Origin of the sequence: Pseudomonas entomophila, assembly GCF_029478665.1 — a bacterium.
GTDB lineage: Bacteria > Pseudomonadota > Gammaproteobacteria > Pseudomonadales > Pseudomonadaceae > Aquipseudomonas > Aquipseudomonas entomophila_F.
Window position 1 is genome coordinate 1 of the sequence record NZ_JARPQB010000052.1, and the last position, 20,277, is coordinate 20,277.

Annotated in this window: 4 protein-coding genes; all 4 read right to left on the reverse strand. The window is 70.4% G+C overall.

What is annotated here, in order from left to right:
• Nucleotides 1-6,688, reverse strand: a 6,688-nt coding sequence (locus P5705_RS21880) for a non-ribosomal peptide synthetase (protein WP_277462947.1), incomplete at its 3' end; no start/stop codon positions are given.
• Nucleotides 6,685-9,729 carry a non-ribosomal peptide synthetase gene (locus P5705_RS21885; protein WP_277462948.1) on the reverse strand — a complete coding sequence of 1,015 codons (3,045 nt, stop codon included), beginning with the start codon at nucleotides 9,727-9,729 and terminating at the stop codon, nucleotides 6,685-6,687. The genes P5705_RS21880 and P5705_RS21885, both read right to left, overlap by 4 nt.
• Nucleotides 9,726-10,802: a TauD/TfdA family dioxygenase gene (locus P5705_RS21890; RefSeq protein WP_277462949.1), complete on the reverse strand. Its 1,077-nt coding sequence runs from the start codon at nucleotides 10,800-10,802 to the stop codon at nucleotides 9,726-9,728. The genes P5705_RS21885 and P5705_RS21890 overlap by 4 nt, the downstream gene beginning before the upstream one ends.
• Nucleotides 10,803-10,859: 57 nt before the next feature.
• Nucleotides 10,860-20,126, reverse strand: a complete 9,267-nt coding sequence (locus P5705_RS21895) for a non-ribosomal peptide synthetase (RefSeq protein ID WP_277462950.1) — start codon at nucleotides 20,124-20,126, stop codon at nucleotides 10,860-10,862.
• Nucleotides 20,127-20,277: the final 151 nt, after the last annotated feature.

A 20,277-nucleotide genomic window follows, 5' to 3' on the forward strand; every position in this document is an offset into this window, starting at 1 on the left:
CGATCGCCGCCAGCAGGGCCTGCGGGTCGCGGGCCGTGGCCCGCTCCACCAGCACGATGCAGGCGCCGGCCAGCAGGCTGCCGTACAGCTCCAGGCCGGCGATGTCGAACGACAGCGAGGTCAGCGACAGCACCCGGTCGTGCGCGGCGATGCCCGGCTGCTTGAGCATGCTGGCCAGGAAGTTCAGCACGCCGTCGTGGCGCACGCCCACGCCCTTGGGCTTGCCGGTGGAGCCGGAGGTGTAGATCACGTAGGCCAGGTTGCCGGGCGCGGCCAGGTTGTCGAGGTTGGCGCCGTCAAACTCCGCCAGCCAGTCCTCGCCGGCTTGCAGCTCCAGCGCCGCGACCCCGACCGGCAGTGCCAGCGCGCCGCGCAGGTGGGCCTGGGTCAGCACCAGTTGCGCGCCGCTGTCCGCGACCATGTGCGCCAGGCGCTCGGCCGGGTATTCCGGGTCCATCGGCACGTAGGCGCCGCCGGCCTTGAGGATCGCCAGCAGGCCCACCACCAGCTCTACGCCGCGCTCCACGGCGATGCCCACCAGCACGTCCGGGCCCACGCCCATCGCACGCAGGCGCCGGGCCAGGCGGTTGGCGCGGCGGTTGAGGGTGGCGTAGTCGAGGGTGTCGCCGGCCGCGCTCAGGGCGGGGGCCATTGGCGTGCGTGCGGCGCTGGCCTCGATCAGCTCGTGCAGGCACTGGTCGTCGGCGAATGGCACCGCCGTGGCGTTCCAATCCTCGACCACCTGCGCCTGCTCGTGCGCCGCCAGCAGGCCGAGGCTGCCCAGGCAGCGCTGGTCATCCTCGCAGAACGCCCGCAACAGGCCTTGCAGGTGGCGGTCCATCTGCTCGATGGCCGCGCGGCCATAGACGTCGCACGCATGGCTGTACTGCAGCACCAGGTCTTCTTCCAGCCCCGCCGACAAGGTCAGGGCATAGCTGGTGCGTTCGCGCTTGCTCGAATCGCTGAAGCGCAGGCCGGCCGGCGCGCCCTGCTCCAGCGCCGCCGAAACCGGGTAGTTCTCGAAGATCAGGATGTGGTCGAACAAGGCGCCACCGCCCTGCCCGGCCCAGCGCTGGATCTCGTACAACGGCGTGTGCTCGTGGTCGCGCATGGCCAGGTTGAGGTCCTGCACCTGGCGCACCCACTGGCCCACGGTCAATTGCGCCTCGGGTCGGGCGATCACCGGCAAGGTGTTGATGAACAGCCCCAGTTGCTCCTCGATGCCCGGCAGCTCCGCCGGGCGCCCCGACACGGTGGCGCCGAAGGCCACGCAGTCCTGCTGGGTGTAGCGGCGCAGCAACAGCAGCCAGGCAGCCTGCAGCACCGTGTTGGCGGTGACCTTCTGCTGCCTGGCGAAGGCTTTCAGCCGTACGGTGTCGGCCACGCCCAGGCGGCTGACGCGCTCGGCGAAGCTGCCCGGCGCGGCCTCTCGCTCGCTGCCATCGGCCAGTGCATCGGCCAGCCGGGTGGGCTCCGCCAGCTCGGCCAGGCGAGCTTTCCAGAACGCCTCGCTGGCGTCCACCGGTTGCTTCGCCAGCCACCCCAGGTAAGGGCGGTAGCTACTGGCCGGTGTGGCGCAGTCCTGCCCGGCGTAACGTTGCAGCACCTCACCCAGCAGGCGCGAGCTGCTCCAGCCGTCCAGCAGGATATGGTGGGTGGTCTGGATCAGGTGCCAGTCGTCCTCGCCGGTGCGCACCACGACAAGACGCAGCAACGGCGCGTGGTCGAGTTCGAAGGCGCCAGCGAGGTCGCTGGCCGCCAGTGCATCCAGGGCACTGGCCAGATCATTGCGACCGCGCCAGTCGTGCCGCTCGCAGGGTATCGCCAGGTGCTTGTGCACCACCTGCAGCGGCTGCTCCAGACCATGCTGCCAGTGGAAGCTGGCGCGCAGCACGTCGTGCCGGTCTACGCAGGCCTGCCAGGCCTGGACGAAGCGCTCGACGTCCAGGCCCTGCACCTGCAGGCGCATCTGGTTGAGGTAGGCGCTGCCGGCCGGCTGGTACAGGCTGTGGAACAGCATGCCCTGCTGCATCGGCGTCAGGGGCAGCACGTCGGCGATGGCCGCAGGCGCCACCGGCAAGGCATCGAGCTGCGCCTGGGCCAGGCCGGCCAGCGGGAAGTCCGAAGGCGTGACACCCTCGCCGCCGTCGAGGCAGCAATGCTGGATCAGGCTCTGCAAGGCTTCGAGGTAGAGGCCGTTGAGCTGTTCGATACGCTCACGGGTGAACATCTGCCCGCTGAACGTCCAGCTCAGCCCCAGGCACCCCTGGTAGACCTGGGCGTTGAGCGTCAGCCAGTTGCCCAGGGGCGCGGCGGCGTCGCGGGTATCGCCGCTGGGGCCGGCGCAGGGGCGCAGCCAGGCGTCGGCGTCGAAACCCTGGTCAAGCTGGCCGAGGTAGTTGAAGGTGATGCGCGGCGCCGGCAAGGCTGCCAGCGCCTGGCGTGTTTCAGGCGGCGCGAGATGGCGCAGCAGGCCGAAGCCCAGGCCATTGCCGGGTATGGCGCGCAACTGCTCCTTGACCGCCTTGATGCACTCACCCGGCGCCATATGCGGCGTCAGGCGCACCGGATAGAGGCTGGTGAACCAGCCCACGGTGCGCGACAGGTCGATATCGTCGAACAGGTCCTCGCGACCATGCCCTTCCAGGCGCACCAGCACGTCGGGGCGACCGCTCCAGCGGCTCACGGCCTGGGCCAGCGCGGCCAGCAGCAGGTCGTTGATCTGGGTGCGGTAGGCGCTGCCGGCGGCCTGCAGCAACTCACGGGTCCGCTCCTGGGGCAGTTGCCCATTGACCACCTGGGCGTGGCGTTGCTCCAGCGAGCCGGTCGGGTCGTCGCACGGCAGCGCGGCATCGGCGCCTTGCAGGCGCGCCAGCCAACCCGCCAGCTCGCCCTCGACGGCCTCACTGGCGGCGTGGTTCGCCAGGCGCGTGGCCCAGTCGCGCCAAGCGCTGGTCTTGGCCGGCAACGCGGCTTCGCGGCCCTCGGCCAACGCCGCATAAGCCTGCTGCAGGTCCTCCAGCAGGATCCGCCAGGAGACGCCGTCGACCACCAGGTGGTGGATCACCAGCAACAGGCGTTGCTTGCCATCGGCCAACGTGGCCAGCACGGCGCGCAACAGCGGCCCTTCGCCAAGGTCGAGGCTGGCCTGGGCCTGTTCGCAACAGGCCTGCAACTGCTCGTCGTCCGCCACGTCGCGCTGCCACAGCAGCGCTTGCTCGTCGAGAGGGCCGTGCCACTGGCGCCAGCCCTCGCCCTCGGCGGCAAACCGCAGGCGCAGGGCGTCATGGTGACGGACCAGGCACTGCAACGCGCCTTCCAGCAATTGCGCTTCGAGCCGTCGTTCGGGCTGCAACAGCACGGCCTGGTTCCAGTGGTGCTGCTGGGGAATGCGGCCTTCGAAGAAACCGTGCTGGATCGGCGTCAGCGGCACCTCGCCCTGCACCGGCCCCTGGTCGATGACCTGCTGCGTCTGTTCACGCGTCACCAGCGCCAGCGTGGCAATGGTCTGGTGGGCGAACACATCGCGGGCGGCCAGGTTCAGGCCGGCCTTGCGCGCCCGGCTGACCATCTGGATGGCGATGATCGAGTCGCCGCCCAGTTCGAAGAAGTTGTCATCGACGCCAATGTCATCGCGCCCCAGCACCTGCCGCCAGACCGCCAGCAGCCGCGCTTGCAGCGCATCGCGCGGCGCCTGGCCGGCCGCCTGGGCGCCGTTCGCCTTAGGCAACGGCAAGGCACGGCGGTCGAGCTTGCCGTTGGCGGTCAGCGGCAACGCCGCCAGTGCCAGCACATGGGCCGGTACCTGGTGCGCCGAGACACGCTCGCGCAGGAACGCCTTGAGCGCCTCGGCAGCCACCACCTCGGCGCCCTTGGCCACCACATAGGCGATCAGTTGCAGACCGTTGGCGCCGGGCTGGCCGACCACCACGCACTCGCCTATCGCTGGGTGGGCAAGCAGCTGGCGCTCAATCTCACCGGGCTCGACCCGGTAGCCGCGAATCTTCAGCTGCTGGTCGGCGCGCCCCTGGTAGCGCAGGGCGCCGTCGGCATACTGGCGCACGCGGTCGCCGCTGCGGTACAGGCGTTGCCCGGCCGCGCCGAACGGGTCGGGCACGAAGCGCTCGGCGGTCAGCCCCGGCTGGCCCAGGTAGCCCCGGGCCAGGCCGGCGCCACCGATGTACAGCTCGCCCTGGCCACCGACCGGCGCCGCGTTCAAGGCGGCGTCGAGCACATGGGCACGCAGGTTGGGCAGCGGCGCGCCCAGGGGCGGCACGGCCTGTACGTCGTCGAGCGGGCAGGTGAACGCGCCGACCGTGGTCTCGGTCGGGCCGTAATGGTTGGCCAGGCGACAGTGCGGCGCCAGGGCCTGGATACGTTGCAGCAAGGCCGGCGGGCTGGCCTCGCCGCCGAGCACCAGGCAGCGGCGCGGCAGCACGGCGGCATTGTCGCCGGCCAGCAGCGCGCCCAGGTGTGAAGGCACGATCTTCAGCGCGTCGACGGCATGCTCGCTCATGTAGGTGGCGAACGCCTGGCCGTCGACCGCCGTGTCGGCGTCCACCAGGTGCAGGGTGCGGCCCGCCGCCAGGGCGCCGAACAGCACGGTGTGACCGAGGTCGGCGGCCAGGGTCGAGACCAGCGCCATGCTGCGCACGTCGGCCAGCGGCAGGCGCTGTTCGATGCCGTCGAGGTAGTTGGCCAGGGCCCCATGGCCCACGCCCACGGCCTTGGGTCGCCCGGTGGAACCGGAGGTGAAGATCACATAGGCCAGGTCGTCGCCGAACACTTCGACGGTCGGGGCAGCCTCGACGCGCTCCGGGGCTTGCAGGGCGTCTTCCAGCAGGCAGGTGACGACACCGTCGAAACCGCTGAAGCGTTCGAGCTGGTCGGCGGGCGCCAGGACCAGCCGCGCGCCGCTGTCTTCAAGCATCTGGCCCAGGCGTTCGCGCGGGAACTGTGGGTCGAGGGCCACGTAGCAGGCGCCGGCCTTGAGCACAGCGAGCAGGCCGACCAGGGTTTCCAGGCGGCGCTCGGCGCTCAGTGCCACCAGCGAGCGGGGCGTCACACCGCGCTCGATCAAGCGTGCGGCCAAGTGATTGGCACGGGCCTCGAGGGCGGCATAGCTCAGCGAGCGGGGGCCGTCGACCAGTGCCAGGCGCTCGGGATGCGCCGCGGCCTGGGCCGCGAAACGCTGGTGCAGCCAGGTGCTGGCCGCGATTACCGGTTCGGCCTGAACGGGCGCAGTCGGCGCTTCGAGGCGCAGCGCCTCGATGGCCTGGCCGGGTTCGGCCAGGGCCTGTTCCAGCAGCCGCGCCCAGTGCTGGCCAAGGCGTTCGACGGTGGCGGCCTCGAACAGGTCGCAGGCGTACAGCCACGAAGCCTTGAGTTGCTCGCCCTGCTCCTCGGTGCTCAGGGTCAGGTCGAAACGGGCGAACTCGGTGGTCAGCTCCAGCGGCGCCAGCTCGACGCCGGGCAGCTGCCAGCTCACCGCTTCGCCACGGCTTGCCTGGTGGTTGAACAGCACCTGGAACAGCGGCGTGCGGTCGAGGCTGCGCTGCGGCTGCAGGGCATCGACCAGGTGTTCGAACGGCAGGTCCTGGTTGGCCTGGGCCTCCATCACCCGCTGGCGCACCTGGGCCAGCACCGTGCTGAAGGGCTGGCGGCCATCCAGCTCGACCTGCAGCACCTGGGTGTTGACGAAGAAACCAATCAGCGCCTCGACTTCGGCGCGGGTGCGGTTGGCCACCGGCGTGCCGACCCGCACCACTTCGCTGCCGCTGTAGCGGAACAGCAGCACCTGCAGGCTGGCCAGCAGCACCATGAACGGCGTGCAGCCATGCTCGGCGGCGACCCGGCGCAGCGACGCGCCCAGGCCATCGGGCAAGGCCACGGCCACCCGCGCGCCCTGCTGCCCTCGGCGCGCCGGGCGCGGATGATCGAACGGCAGCTCCAGTTCGTCGTCCGCCGTGCCCAGCCGCTCGCGCCAGTAGCCCAGCTGGCGCTCGGCCTCGCCGGCCTCCAGCCACAGGCGCTGCCAGCGGGCATGGTCGGCGTACTGGATGGCCAGCGGCGCGACGTCGGCCTGGGACTGGTAGTGGCCCAGTACCTCGTTGACCAGGATCGGCATCGACCAGGCGTCGGTGACGATGTGGTGGGTGCAGAACACCAGCACCCATTGCGCCTCGCCGGTACGCAGCAGGCTGGCGCGCAACAGCAGGTCGCGCTCCAGGTCGAACGGCCGCGCCGAGCGCTCGGCGATGACCTCCTGCAGCTGTTGCGCGTCGGCCTGGCGCAGGTCCTGCTCGTCCACCTGGACGTCGCGCAGGCCATGGATCACCTGCAGCACGCGCTGCTCGTCCTGGCGGAAGTTGGTGCGCAGCGCCTCGTGGCGCGCCACCAGCGCCCGCAGGCTGCGCGCCAGGCGCTGGCGGTCGAAGTCACCGCGCACGCGCAGCAACGCCGGCTGGTTGTAGGCGCTGGACTGCGGGTCGAGCTGCCACAGCAGCCACAGGCGTTGCTGGGCGAACGACGCCTGCACCGGCTGGTCGTCCTCGCGTGCCGGGATCGGCAGCAGGTCGAACGACAGCCCCTGTTCACGCATGCGCCCTTGCAGCGCTTTCTGCTCCTGCGGGGCCAGGGCGGCGAAGCGCCTGGCCAGGGCCTGCATGCGGTCGGACAGCTGGGTCATACGTCCTCCACCGCATCGAACAGCGCTTCCAGGGCGTCGGCCTTGGCATCGCTGGCCCCGGAGCCACGGTGTCGCTCGACCTGCTCGGCCAGCAACGCCACGGTCTCGCCCTCGAAGAACACCCGCAGCGGCAGGTCCAGGTTCAACTGGGCCTGCACTTGCGAGCGGATGCGCGTGGCCAGCAGCGAATGGCCGCCCAGGGCGAAGAAGTTGTCGTGTACACCCACGCGCTCCAGTTGCAGGGCCTCCTGCCAGATCTGCGCCAGGGTCGCTTCCAGTTCGTTGCGCGGCGCCTGGTATTCGCGGCTCTCGGCCTGCAGGGCGGCCAGCGCGTTGCGGTCGAGCTTGCCGTTGGGGGTCAGCGGCAAGCGCTCAAGCGCCCGCACGTAAGCCGGCACCATGTACTCCGGCAGCTGTTCGCGCAGACGCTCCAGCAGCTGGATTTCCACGCCGCCGGCGGCGGTTTCGGCCAGCACCACGAACGCCGCCAGCTGGGCGCCGCCACCGGTCTCACGGACGACGACGGCCGCCTCGCGCACATCCGGCAACTGCGCCAGGCGCGCCTCGATCTCGCCCAGCTCGACGCGGAAACCGCGCAGCTTGAGCTGGAAATCCAGGCGCCCGAGGTAGTCCAGGGTCGCGTCGGTGCCCGGGCTGACCCGGTCGCCGGTGCGGTACAGGCGCTCGCCCGGCGTGCGGGCGAATGGGTCGGGCACGAAGCGGCTGGCGGTCAGGCTGGGCCGTTGCAGGTAGCCCCGGGCCAGGCCCGGGCCAGCGACGTACAGCTCGCCTTCACGGCCGAAGCCGACCAGCTCGCCGTCGCGGTCCAGCACCCGCAGACGCGCACCGGCGATGGCGCCGCCGATCGAGATGCGCGCGTGGGGCGGCTGTTGCTCCACGGCATGGGCCGAGCACCACACCGCGCTTTCCGACGGCCCGTATTCGTTGACCAGCAGGGTGTTCGGCAGGCGCTGGTAATGGGCGGCCGGCAGGTCCAGCGGGCAGGCTTCGCCGGCCACGATCACGCAGGCCAGCTCAGGCTGGCGCAGGTGTTCGAGGATCTGCGCGTAGAACGACGGCAGGGCCAGGAAGTGGCTGATCGCCTCGCCTTCGACCAGTGCCGCCAGGCGTGCCGGATCCTTGTGCGCCTGCTCTTCGGGCAGGTACAGCGTGCCGCCCTGCCCCAGGGTCCAGAAGATCCCGGCCACGGAACTGTCGAAGGAGAACGACGACAGCATCAGGAAGCGCCGCAGCGGCGCCTGGTAGAACGCCGCGCGGGCGCGGGTCGAGGCGCAGGCGTTGGCATGGCTGATCATCACGCCCTTGGGCTTGCCGGTGGAACCGGAGGTGTAGATCACGTAGGCCAGGTTGTCGGCGCTGATGGGCGCCCGCGGCGCCTCGGCCTGGGCCGGCGGCAGGCCGCCTTCCAGGGCCAGGCGCTCGACGCCATCGGCCACTTCGATGCCTTCGGCCAGCGGCCGCAGGGTGATCAGGCTGTGGGCCTTGGCGTCGTGGAGCATGAACGACAGGCGATCGGCCGGGTAGCTGGGGTCCAGCGGCAGGTAGGCGCCACCGGCCTTGAGGATCGCCAGCAGGGTGACGACGATTTCCACCGAACGCTCGCCATACACCGCCACCACGCTGTCGGCGCCGACGCCGCGCTGGCGCAGGACGGCGGCCAGGCCGTTGGCGCGCTGGTCGAGGGTGGCGTAGTCGAGGGTCTGCTCGCCCACGTGCAGGGCGATGTGCTGCGGCTGCTCGGCCGCTGCCTGCTCGAACAGGCCGTGCAGGGTCTGGCCTGGCACGGTATCCAGTGCGTCGCTGCGGTCGAAGCGCGCGAGCAGTTGTGCCTGCTGGGCGGCGTCAACCGTGGCCAGGCGCGCCAGGGGCCGGTCGAGGTCCTTGGCCAACGCAGCGGCGAAGGTGTCGAACTGCGCCAGCCAGGCCGCCAGTTGCTCGACGGCGTAGCGGCCGGCCGGGCTGGACAGGCGCAGCCATTGCCCATCGGCCCACAGCAGCAGCTTCTGCGCGCGCGGGCAGTCCAGCTCCAGTTGCACACGGTTGTCCGGCGCCTGGTTGCGCAGACCACAGGCATAGGCCGGCACGGCAGCCTCGCCAAGGTCGGCCTCGTCGAGGCAATCCAGCCAGGCACGGGCCTGGCTCAGTTGACCTGCCAGGCCAGGCAATTGCTCGCCCAGGCCACGGCTGCTGTCGAAATTCAGCACCAGCGGCAGTTGCCGGGCGAAATGCCCCAGGGTCTGTTCAAGCTGTTCATTACGGCCATCGACTTCCAGCCCCAGTGCCAGCCCGGGTTGCTGCCCCAGCTCGGCGAGGAACGCGCCCCACAGCAGGGCCAGGGCGTCTTCGCGCTCGACCTGCGCGGCCGCGACCAGCGCATCCAGGGCCGCTGCCACGCCATTGCCTGCCTGCTCGGCCACCGGTACCTGTGCGCTCGCCTGGCGCCGCTCGAACGGCAGCGGCAGCGGGTGCGCCACGTTGCCCAGCAGGCTGCGCCAGAAGGCCCGGCCTTCCAGGCCGATGGCCTCCTGCGCCAGGTCACCCTGCCAGGCGGCGTAGTCGGCGTACTGCAAGGCATCGAAGGGTTCCAGCGACGCGCCGCGCAACAGCTGCCCGAGCTCATCGGCCAGTTGCCGCAGGGCCTGTTCGTCGGCGCTGGCCAGGGCCACACCCAGTAGCAGCTGGCCAGGGCACAGCGCGGCGACCAGCGGGTACTGCGCCAGGCCCTGGGCCACCCGATCGCGGGCCTGCTCCAGGCTATCGACCGCCAGCACCTGCAGGCTGGCCTGCGGGTGGATCTCCTGGGCCGGCAGCTTCAGGCCAGGCACCTGCACATAGCGGGTACGCAGCACCTCGTGGCGCTCGCACAGGGTGCGCAGGGCCTGCTCCAGGGCCAGCAGGTTGAGCCCGACGGGGGTCTCCATCAGCAGCCTGGCGGCCAGTGGCTGGCCCTGCCCGGCCTGGAGCACCAGCACCTGTTGCGCCGAGGCCTGGAAGATTTCTGCGGGGTTGCTGGCGGTCATGCTTGGACTCCTTGGCCCAGTGCCACTTCATGGCTTTTCAACGGAATGGCCATGGCGGTGAGGATTTTTCGCGGCCCGGTGTAGCCGTTGCGCGCGTGGATGGTGAGGATGTTGTCGAGGATCACCACGTCGCCCTTCTGCCAGGGGAACTCGACCATGACGTCGCGGTAGATCTGCTGCAGGTGGCGGATATGCGCCTCGGGGATCGGGCTGCCGTCGCCGTAGAAGGTGTTCTGCGGCAGGTCGTCGTCGGCGAACTCGGCGCGCAGGCTGTCGCGGATGCTTTCCGGCAGGGTCAGGGCGTTGAAGAAGGTGGCATGGTTGAACCACACCACTTCGCCGGTGCGCGGGTGGCGCACCATGGCCGGGCCTTTCTGCCGCGTGCGCAGGCGGTTGCCGGACTTCCATTCCGGGGTGATGCCGATCTTCGCGCAGTAGGCCTCGACCTCGGCGCGGTCCTCGGTCTGGAACACGGTCTGCCACGGCAGGCCCATGCCGTCACCATAGTTGCGCACATACAGCACCCCGCCCTTGCGCTCGAACGCCTCGCGCACCTCGGGGTCGATGCGCGGCAGGATCAGCCGGGTATCGCCGAACGGTGTCTCGCCGCCAGTGGGCGACGGCAGGTCGCAGTAGAAGTACAGGTGCAGCGGGAACACCGGCGAGTAGGAGTGCTCGTTGTGCGGGAAGATCCGCTCGGCGGACGGGTAGTCGGTGGAGCTGTAGACGTTCAGCGAACGGGTGATCTGGGTCCGTGGCGATGCGCGGAACAGGTACTCCAGGGCACCGCCGGAGATCGCGTCGACGCACTGGTTGAACTCGTTGATGTCCTGCACCGCGAAGCCCCGGAACAGGATGGTGGCGTGCTGGTCGAGCTTGCGCTCGATCAGTTCGCGGTTCTGCCCGGCCCACTGGGCCAGGCCCACGCCCGGCACCTTCGGCGTGCACAACAGCGGCAGGCTGCTGCCTTCGAACATCGGCGAGAATTCCACCAGGCTGTCCTGGTCCACGCTCAGACTCTTGCGCCGCCCCTTGGCCAGCATCGGTATGGCTTGCGCCTCGCTCTTGGACATTTCCCTCTCCCGTTCGATGAAGCCGGCGGCCAGGCAGGCCGCCGACGATGACTGTGGCTACTGCAGCTCGACCCCGCGTGCGCGCCGGCGCATCGGGTGCTGGGCCTTGAGCTGCGCCTGGCGCGCCTCGGTGCGCGCCTGCGTGGCCGTGGCCTGAACCTGCGCGGCGTGGGCCAGCAGCTCGGCCAGCGACGCCTCGGGCTGGGCCAGCAGGCGCTCGAACACCCCTTGCAGCTGGGCGAACAGGTCGGCCATGTCGCTGGCGGCAAACAGGCTGGCGTCGCACTTGAAGGCCGCGGTGAGGCGGTCGGCGCCGTTGACGAACTCGGCGATCAGGTCCAGCTCCGTGGCGCCCTGCCCGGCTTCGCGGCTGGTCACTTGCAGGCCCTGCGGCGCCTGCATCGGCAGGCTGCCCTCCTGGTAGATGAACTTGATCGCGAACAACGGCGAACGCCCGGCCTGGCGCGGCAGGCGCAAGGCCTCGACCAAACGGTCGAAGGGCAGGTCCTGGTGGTCGGACGCGCCGATCACCACGTCGCGGCAGCGTTCCAGCCACTGCGCGCCACTGGCCTGCTCATCCAGCTCGAGCTGCAGTACCAGTTGGTTAACGAAGAAGCCGACCATTTCTTCAACCCCGGCGTGGTTGCGGTTGGCGACGTCGGTGCCCAGGCGCAGGCGGCGGCTGTCGCAACGCTGCGCCAGCACCAGCGAGAAGCCCGCCAGCAACAGCATGTACAGGGTCAGGCCACGGGCCTTGGCGCAGGCGCGCAGGGCCTCGGCCAGGGGCGCCGGGAAGTCGAAGGCGTGCACCTGGCAGGTGCCGCCGGCGACGCCGGGCTGGGCCGTGCCCGGCAGGCGCGTGAGGCGATGGTCGTCGCCCAGGGTGCGCTGCCAGTAGTCCAGCTGGCGGCGCAGCTGCCCGGCCTCCAGCCATTGCCGCTGCCACACGGCGAAGTCGAGATAAGCCAGGCCCGGCGCCGGCAGGCTTGCCGGCGTGGCGGCAACGGCGGCGTCGTAGAGGGCGACGAACTCGCGCAGCAGGATGCCGAACGACCAGTGGTCGGCGACGATATGGTGCAAGGTCACCAGCAGCAGGTGCTGGCGGTCGGCCTGGCGCAGCAGGGCCACGCGCAGCAGCGGGCCGTTGACCAGGTCGAACGGGGCACGGGCCTCGCGGTCCAGCGCCTCGGCCACGGCCGCCTCGCGCCGCGCCTCGGGCAGTTCGCACAGGTCGTGCAGGGCGAACGGCAGCGTCATGTCCGGCCGCACCTGCTGCCAGCTGTCGCCGCCCTCCTGGACGTAAGTGGTGCGCAGCACCGAATGACGCGCCAGCAGGGCCTGGAAGGCCTGGCGCACGGCTTCGGCATCCAGCTCGCCATCGAGCTGCAAGGCTCGCGGAATGTTGTACATCGAGCTTTGCGGCTCCAATTGCCAGAGGAACCACAGGCGCTGCTGGGCGAACGACAACGGCTGGCGCTGGCGTGCATCGAGCGCTTGCAGCACGGGGGCCGGCGCGCCCTGCCCCGGCGCCTCGGCGCGCTCGACGGCGGCGGCGAACTGCGCCAGGTCGCGGGCCTCGAACAGCACCCGCAGCGGCAGGTCGAGCCCCAGGGCGTGGCGTACGCGGCTGATCACCTGGGTGGCCAGCAACGAGTGGCCACCCAGGTCGAAGAAGTTGTCCTGCAAGCCGACCTCCGGCAGCTCCAGCACCTCGCACCACAGGCGCGCCAGCAGGCACTCCAGCTCGCTGCGCGGGGCCACATGGGCCTGCTGCAGCAGGCGCGTGTCAGGCTGCGGCAGGGCCTTGCGGTCGAGCTTGCCATTGGGTGTCAGCGGCAATGCCGCCAGCACTTGCCAGTGGGCCGGCTGCATGTAGTCCGGCAGGTCGTCGGCCAGCGCCGCGCGCAGCCCTTCGCACAGCTTGGCCTGGGCCTCGCGTTCGGCCAGAGTGCCTTGGCGCGGCACCACGTAGGCCACCAGTTGCTGGCCGGACGGCCCCGGCACCGCGACCACCGCTGCCTCGGCGACCTCGTCCCGGGCCAGCAGGCGCGCCTCGATCTCGCCGGTCTCGACCCGGAAGCCACGGATCTTGACCTGGTGATCGACCCGGCCGATGTACTCCATCTGGCCGTCGGCCAGGCGCCGCACCAGGTCGCCACTGCGGTACAGGCGCGCGCCAGGGGTGCTGGCGAACGGGTCGGGCACGAAGCGTTCGGCGGTCATCGAAGGCCTTGCGTGGTAGCCACGGGCCAGGGCGCAGCCACCGATATAGAGCTCGCCCACCAGGCCATCGCCTTGCAGTGCCAGGCCCTCGGCCAGCAGGTAGGCGCTGCGCCCGGCCACCGGCCGGCCGATCGGCGCGTAGGCCGAGGTGAAACGGGTATCGCCTTTGGCCTCCCACAGGAACGGCGTGATCACCGTCTCGGTGGGGCCGTAGCCGTTGACGATGTAGCGCGGCCGCAGCACCGCCTGGATCTGCTCGAAGCCTTCACGCGGGAAGGCCTCGCCGGCCACGTTGAACGAACGCACCGACGGCGCCCGCCCCTGGCCTGCGGCCAGCGCGGCCATCTGGCAGGCGTACTGGGTGGGGAAATAGACCAGGCTGGCCTGCTCGCGCTCGATCACTTCAAGCGCCTGCTCGGTGCTCCACAGCCCCTCGCCGCGCAGGATGCAGCGGGCACCGCTGATCAGCGGCAACAGCCACTGCTCGGTGCCCCAGTCGAAGTTCAGCGAGGCGAAATGCAGGAAGCGGTCGGCGCTGTCGATGCGGTAGAAGCGCTGCATGGTCAGCAGGTGGCGCAGCAGCGCGCCGTGTTCGAGCGCCACGCCCTTGGGGCGCCCGGTCGAACCGGAGGTGTACAGCAGGCACAGCAGGTTGTGGCCGTCGAGCGCCACTTGCGGCGCGCCTGGGTCATCGCCTGCGAAGGTCAACTGGTCGACCCGCAGCAACCGTGCCTGACGCCCGGCGAGCAGGACCTCGCCACGGCCGTCGCCCAGCACCAGGGCCACGCCGCTGTCGTCGAGCATGTAGCCCAGCCGCTCGGCGGGGTATTCAGGGTCCAGCGGCACATAAGCGCCACCGGCCTTGAGGATCGCCAGCAGGCCGACGATCAGGTCGGCGCCGCGTGGCAGGGCGATACCGACCAGCACGTCGGGGCCGACACCCTCGGCCACCAGCCGGTGCGCCAACTGGTTGGCCCGGCCGTTCAACCAGGCGTAGCTCAGCGACTGTCCGTCAGCGATCAGGGCGATGGCATCGGGTGTGCGCTGGGCCTGGGCTTCGATCAGCTGATGAAGCCACGGCGATGGTTGCGTACCGACGATTGCCGGCGGCATCGCCAGCAAGGCCTGACGCGCATCGTTCGGCACCGTTTCCAGCGCCGCCAGCACCTGCGCGTCACCTTCGATGAACTGCGCCAGCAGGCATTCGAGCTGGGCCGCCAGGGCTTCCACGGACTGGCCGGTGAAGGCCGCACGCAGGTAGCTGTAGTGCACCTCCAGGCGTTCGCCCAGGGTCACCGCCAGGGTCAGCGGGTAGTTGGTGCGCTCGAGGTTGCCGACATTGCCGAAGCGCACGCCGGCCTGGGCCGACTCGGCCAGCGCGGCGGAAAGCGGGTAGTTCTCGAACACCAGCAAGGTGTCGAACAGCGCGTCGCTGCCCTGCCCCGACCAGCGCTGGATCTCGTACAGCGGCGTGTGCTCGTGTTCGCGCAGGGCCAGGTTGATGCCCTGCACCTGCTGCAGCCAGTCGCCCAGGCGCTGGGCCAGGCCGGGCCAGGCAATCACCGGCAAGGTGTTGATGAACAGGCCGATCTGCTGTTCGATGCCCGGCAACTGCGCCGGGCGCCCGGCCACGGTGGCGCCGAACGCCACGCAGTCCTGGCCGGTGCAGCGCTGCAACAGCAGCAGCCAGGCGGCCTGCACCAGGGTGTTGACCGTGACCTTCTGCTGCCGGGCGAAGGCGCCCAGGCGCTCGCTGAAGGCTGGGGTGAAGCGCTGGTAATGGTCGCCATGGCCGGCTTCGGCCTGTGGCGCGGGCAAGGCATGGGCGAGCCGGGTCGGGGTTTCCAACGGCGCCAGCTGATCGCGCCAGAACGCCTCGCTGAGCGCCAGGTCCTGGCCTTGCAGCCACTGGATGTAGTCGCGGTAGCGCCCCTGGGCCGGCGCTGGCGTTTGCCCGGCGTAGCGTTGCAGCACCTCGCCCAGCAGGCGCGAGTTACTCCAGCCGTCGAGCAGCAGGTGGTGGCAGGTCTGGACCAGGTGGTGCCGGTCCGGGCCGGTGCGCACCAACGTCAGCCTCAACAGCGGCGGGCAATGCAGGTCGAAGCCTGCGGCACGGTCTTCCAAGGCCAACTGCGCCAGCGCCTGGTCGAGGTCGTCGCGGCCGCTCCAGTCCAGCTCGCGCCAGGGCAGTTCGGCCTGGCGCACCACCATCTGCAAGGGGCGCGACAGCTCGCCCTGCCAGGCGAAACCGGTGCGCAGGATGGCATGGGCGTCCACCGCCTGTTGCCAGGCCTGGCGCAGGCGTTGCGGTTGCAGGCCGTCGACGTCCACACGCATCTGGTTGATGTAGTCGCCACCGGCGGATTCGTAGAGCCCGTGGAACAGCATGCCCTGCTGCATCGGCGACAGCGGGTAGAGGTCTTCCAGCCGGGTGACCGGCAGCGGCAACCCGGCCAGGCCTGCGCTGTCGAGGCCGGCCAGCGGGAAGTCCGAGGCACTGGCCTGGCCCGACTCCTGGGCGCAGCAGTGCGCCACCAGGGCGCGCAGTTCGGCGCTGAAATCATCGGCCAGGGCCTGGACACGCGCCGGCGCGAACATCTCGCGGCTGAAGCCCCAGCGCAGGGCCAGCTCGCCGCCGTACACCTGCCCTTCCACCGTCAGCCAGTTGGCCAGCGGTGCCCGTGGGTCCTGGGCCTGGCCGCCACTGCTGGTGGAGGGGCGCAACAGCGCCTGCTCGTCGAACTGGCGGTCGAACTGGCCCAGGTAGTTGAAAGTGACCCGTGGCTGCGGCAGCGCCGCCAGGGCCTGACGCGTCGCGGCATCGCCCAGGTGGCGCAGCAGGCCATGGCCGAGGCCCTTGTCCGGCACCGCGCGCAACTGCTCCTTGACGGCGATGATCGCCGCGCCCGGCTCGTCGCCCGGCACCAGCAGCAGGGGGTGCAGGCTGGTGAACCAGCCGATGCTGCGCGACAGGTCGAGGCCGTCGAACAGGTCCTCGCGGCCATGCCCCTCCAGCTCGATCAGCGCGCCGGGTGCCGCCGTCCAGCGGCACAGCACTCGGGCCAGGGCGGTCAGCAGCAAGTCGTTGACCTGGGTCCGGTAGGCCGCCGGGGCCACCTGCAGCAGTTCACGGGTGAGCTGCGCGTCGAAACGGCTCTCGATCTTCTGTTCGTGGCGGTTTTCCAGGGTACCGGCGCGGTTGTCGCAGGGCAGCTCGGCCACCGGCGCGGCCTGCAACTGTGCCTGCCACCACGGCAGTTGGCCGCTGAAGCGGGGCAGCGCCTCGTGCAACTGGCGGGCCCAGGCCTGGTAGCTGCTGCCACGCATTGGCAGGCGCGCCGGCTGGCCGGCCAGTAGCTGGCGGTAGAGCTGCTGCAGGTCGTCGAGCAGCACGCGCCAGGACACACCATCGACCACCAGGTGGTGCAGTACCAGCAGCAGTTGCTGGCGGCCCTCGGGCAGGGTCAGCACCATCACCCGCAACAGCGGGCCGGTAGCGAGATCCAGGCTGCGCTGGGCCGCCTCGCAATGGGCCAGGGCTTCGGCGGCGTCCTGCGCCTGGCGCAGCCAGAGCACCTCGCCCGCCTGTTCGGCGTAGTGCTGGCGCCAGCCTTGCGCGCCTTCGACAAAGCGCAGGCGCAAGCTGTCATGGTGCTCCAGCAGGTGCTTCAGGGCGTTGGCCAGCAGGTCGGCGTCCAGCGGTGCCTGGGCATCGAGCAGCAGCGACTGGTTCCAGTGCCCACGGGCCGGAATCGCCTGGTCGAAGAACCAATGCTGGATCGGCGTCAACGGCACCTCGCCGCTGGCCGGCCCCTGCGCCACCCGCACCTGGGCCTGCCCGGCGACCTGGGCCAGGCCACGGATGGTCTGGAACTGGAAGATATCCTTGGGGGTCAGCGCCAGGCCCGCCTCGCGGGCGCGGCTGACCACCTGCATGGAGACGATCGAGTCGCCGCCCAGCTCGAAGAAGTTGTCCAGCGCGCCCACTTGCTCCAGCCCCAGCAGCGCCTGCCAGATCTGCGCCAGGGCCTGCTCGCGCGCGCCACTGGGCGGCACATGTTCACGCTGCGCCTGCACCGCGTCCGGCGCCGGCAGGGCCTTGCGGTCGAGCTTGCCGTTGGGGGTCAGCGGCAGGCGTGCAAGGAACAGCATCGCGGCCGGCACCATGTAGTCGGGCAAGTGCTCGCCCAGGGCTGCGCGCAGAGTGCCACGCAGGGCGTCCTGCGCGGCGCCATCCTCGACCAGCTGGGCGTCGACCGGCACCACGTAGGCCACCAGTTGACGGCCACTGGGCCCGTCCGGGGCCAGTACCGCCACCTCATGAACACTCGCCTGCGCCTGCAAGCGCGCCTCGATCTCGCCCAGCTCGATACGGAAACCACGCACCTTGACCTGGTGGTCGATGCGGCCGATGTACTCCAGCTCGCCATCCTCGCGGTAGCGCACCAGGTCGCCCGTGCGGTACAGGCGGCCACCGTCGCCGGCGAACGGGTGAGGCACGAAGCGCTCGGCGGTCAGCGCCGGGCGCCCCAGGTAGCCCCGGGTGATGCCGGCACCGGCCAGGTACAGCTCGGCGCCGCAGCCCTGGGGCAGCGGCTGCAGCTGGCTGTCCAGCAGGTAGGCCGCCGTATGCGGCAATGGCCGGCCAATGCTGGCGCGGCCACCGGCCTGGCGGCGGGTCCAGGTCGAGTAGGTGGTGTCCTCGGAAGGGCCGTACAGGTCGTAGACGTGCTCAAGCCCCGGCAGCGCATACAGCTCATCGACCAGGCGCTGCTTGAGCGGCTCGCCGGCCAGGTTGACGATGCGCACGCTGGCAGGCAGTTGCCCGCCACGCAGCAGCGCGGCGATTGCCGACGGCACGGTGTTGACCAGGCGCACCAGGTCGCGCGCTGGCAGCTCGGGCAGTTCCAGGGCGTTGCGCGCCAGGACGATGTAGCCACCGGCCGCCAAGGTGACGAATAGCTCCCACACCGACAGGTCGAAGCAGATCGAGGTGGAGGCCAGCACGCCTTGGATATCCTCGTCGCGGTAGACCTGACGCGACCAGTGCAGCAGGGCCAGGACGTTGCGGTGGGCGATGGCGACCCCTTTCGGGCGGCCGGTGGAGCCGGAGGTATAGATCACGTAGGCCAGGTTCTGCGCCGAAGCACGGTTGACCGGTGGTTCGGCCGGCCAGGCTTCGAGGGACTGCTCGTCGCCGTCCACCAACAAGACTTCGCAGCAGGCCTGCAACCCCAGGCGCTCGGCGACTTCACCCTCACTGAGCACCAGGCGCGCGGCGCTGTCCTCGAGCATGTAGGCGACCCGCTCGGCCGGGTAGTCCGGGTCCAGCGGCACATAGGCGCCACCGGCCTTGAACACCGCCAGCAGCGCCACCACCAGTTGCGGCGTGCGCGGCAACGCCACCCCGACCCGCACCTCCGGCCCCACGCCGGCGGCGACCAGGCGCTGGGCCAGGCGGTTGGCCCAGCGGTCGAGCTCGGCATGGCTGTAGCGGCGCTCGCCGTGCACCAGCGCCAGGGCCTCGGGCCGTGCCTGGACCTGTTGGGCAATGCACTGGTCGATGCGTGACAGGCTGTCGTAGCCATCGCCGGCCGGGTTCCACGCATGCAACTGACGCGCAAGCTCCGCCTCGCCCAGCAGCGGCAGACGCGAAACGGCCTGGCTCGGGTCGGCGACCATCGCCCGCAGCAGGTTGAGCCAGTGCTCGGCCATGCGTGCGATGGTCTCGGGGGCGAACAGTTCGTCGGCGTAGGTCAACGCCGCGTGCAGCCGGCCGCCCTTCTCCCAGGTGTCCAGGCTCAGGTCGAACTGGGTGGTACGCCCTTCCCACTCGATCACCCCGAAACGAATGCCGGACTCGGTCTGCAGGGCCGTCAGGTCGGTGACCAGCGGCTGGTGGTTGTACATCACCTGGAACAGCGGGTTGTGCGCCAGGCTGCGCTCAAGCTTCAGCGCCTCGACCAGGCGTTCGAACGGCAGCTCCTGGTGCGCCTGGGCGCCCAGGGCGGTGTCGCGTACCTGGGCGATCAGTTGCGCGACGGTGGTATCCGCGTCCAGCTGGCAGCGCAGCACCTGGGTGTTGACGAAGAAGCCGATCAGCCCTTCGACCTCGGCACGGTTGCGGTTGGCGATAGGCACGCCGACGCGCAGGTCGGCCTGGCCGCTGTAGCGATGGAGCAAGGCGTCGAACGCCGCCAGCAGGACCATGAACAGGCTGGCCTGGTGCTGCTGGGCGAAGCTGCGCAACTGCTCGGCCAGCGCCGCGTCGATGGCGAAGCCATGGCGCGTGCCGCGATGGCTGGGCGTGGCCGGGCGCGGGAAATCGATGGGCAGTTCCAGCACCGGGTGCTCGTCACCCAGGGCGGCCTGCCAGTAGTCAAGCTGGCGCTCCTGCTCGCCGGCCTCGAGCCAGGCGCGCTGCCACAACGCGTAGTCGGCGTACTGCAACGGCAAGGGCGCCAGCGGCATGGCCTGGCCACGGGCGAACGCGTCGTAGCAACGGATGAATTCGTCGATCAGCACGTTCATCGACCAGCCATCGGAGACGATGTGGTGCAGGGTCAGCAGCAGCACATGGCGCTGCGCCTCCAGTTGCAGCAGGCGCACCCGCCACAGCGGCCCCTGCTGCAGGTCGAACGGCGCGCGCGCCTGGGCCTGGGCGCGCTCGCGCACGGTGGCCTCGCGGGCCTCAGGGTCGAGCTCGCGCAAGTCCTCGAACACCACCTGCATCGACTGCGCCGCCGGCACCTGCTGCAACCCGCGCTCGCCATCTAGATGGAACGCGCTGGACAGCGTCTGGTGGCGCTCGCCCAGGCAGCCCAGGGCCTGCTCCATGGCCGCGCGGTCCAGCGGCCCGTCCAGCGCTACCGCGCCTGGCAGGTTGTAGGCCGCGCCCTCGGGCTCCAGCTGCCAGAGGAACCACATGCGCTGCTGGGCATAGGACGGCAGGCCGCGCTCAGGCGCCTGCACGTCGGCGACAAGGGGGAACTGGGCGAAGTCGACCTGCTCCCGGGCCAGTGCCTGCAAGAAGATCCTGCGCTTTTGCGGCGGCAATTCAAGGAATCGGCGGGCAAGGTTGCGGGCGTCTTGTGCATTCATCGGCGGTCATCCGTAAAGAGGGGCAACGAGCGGGACAGCTCGGTCGTCCATGGGAAACGGATGGCAGGGAGGGAAAATTAACCAGCGCCGGCACGGCCCGCCGGTCGCTTTGAAACATTTTCTTTCATTTAAACAGACGGGTTTCTCATTC

Bases quoted from the DNA above. Each gene is read 5' to 3' on its own strand.
- P5705_RS21885 (WP_277462948.1), bottom strand. From the start codon at position 9,729: ATGACCGCCAGCAACCCCGCAGAAATCTTCCAGGCCTCGGCGCAACAG.
- P5705_RS21890 (WP_277462949.1), bottom strand. From the start codon at position 10,802: ATGTCCAAGAGCGAGGCGCAAGCCATACCGATGCTGGCCAAGGGGCGG.
- P5705_RS21895 (WP_277462950.1), bottom strand. From the start codon at position 20,126: ATGAATGCACAAGACGCCCGCAACCTTGCCCGCCGATTCCTTGAATTG.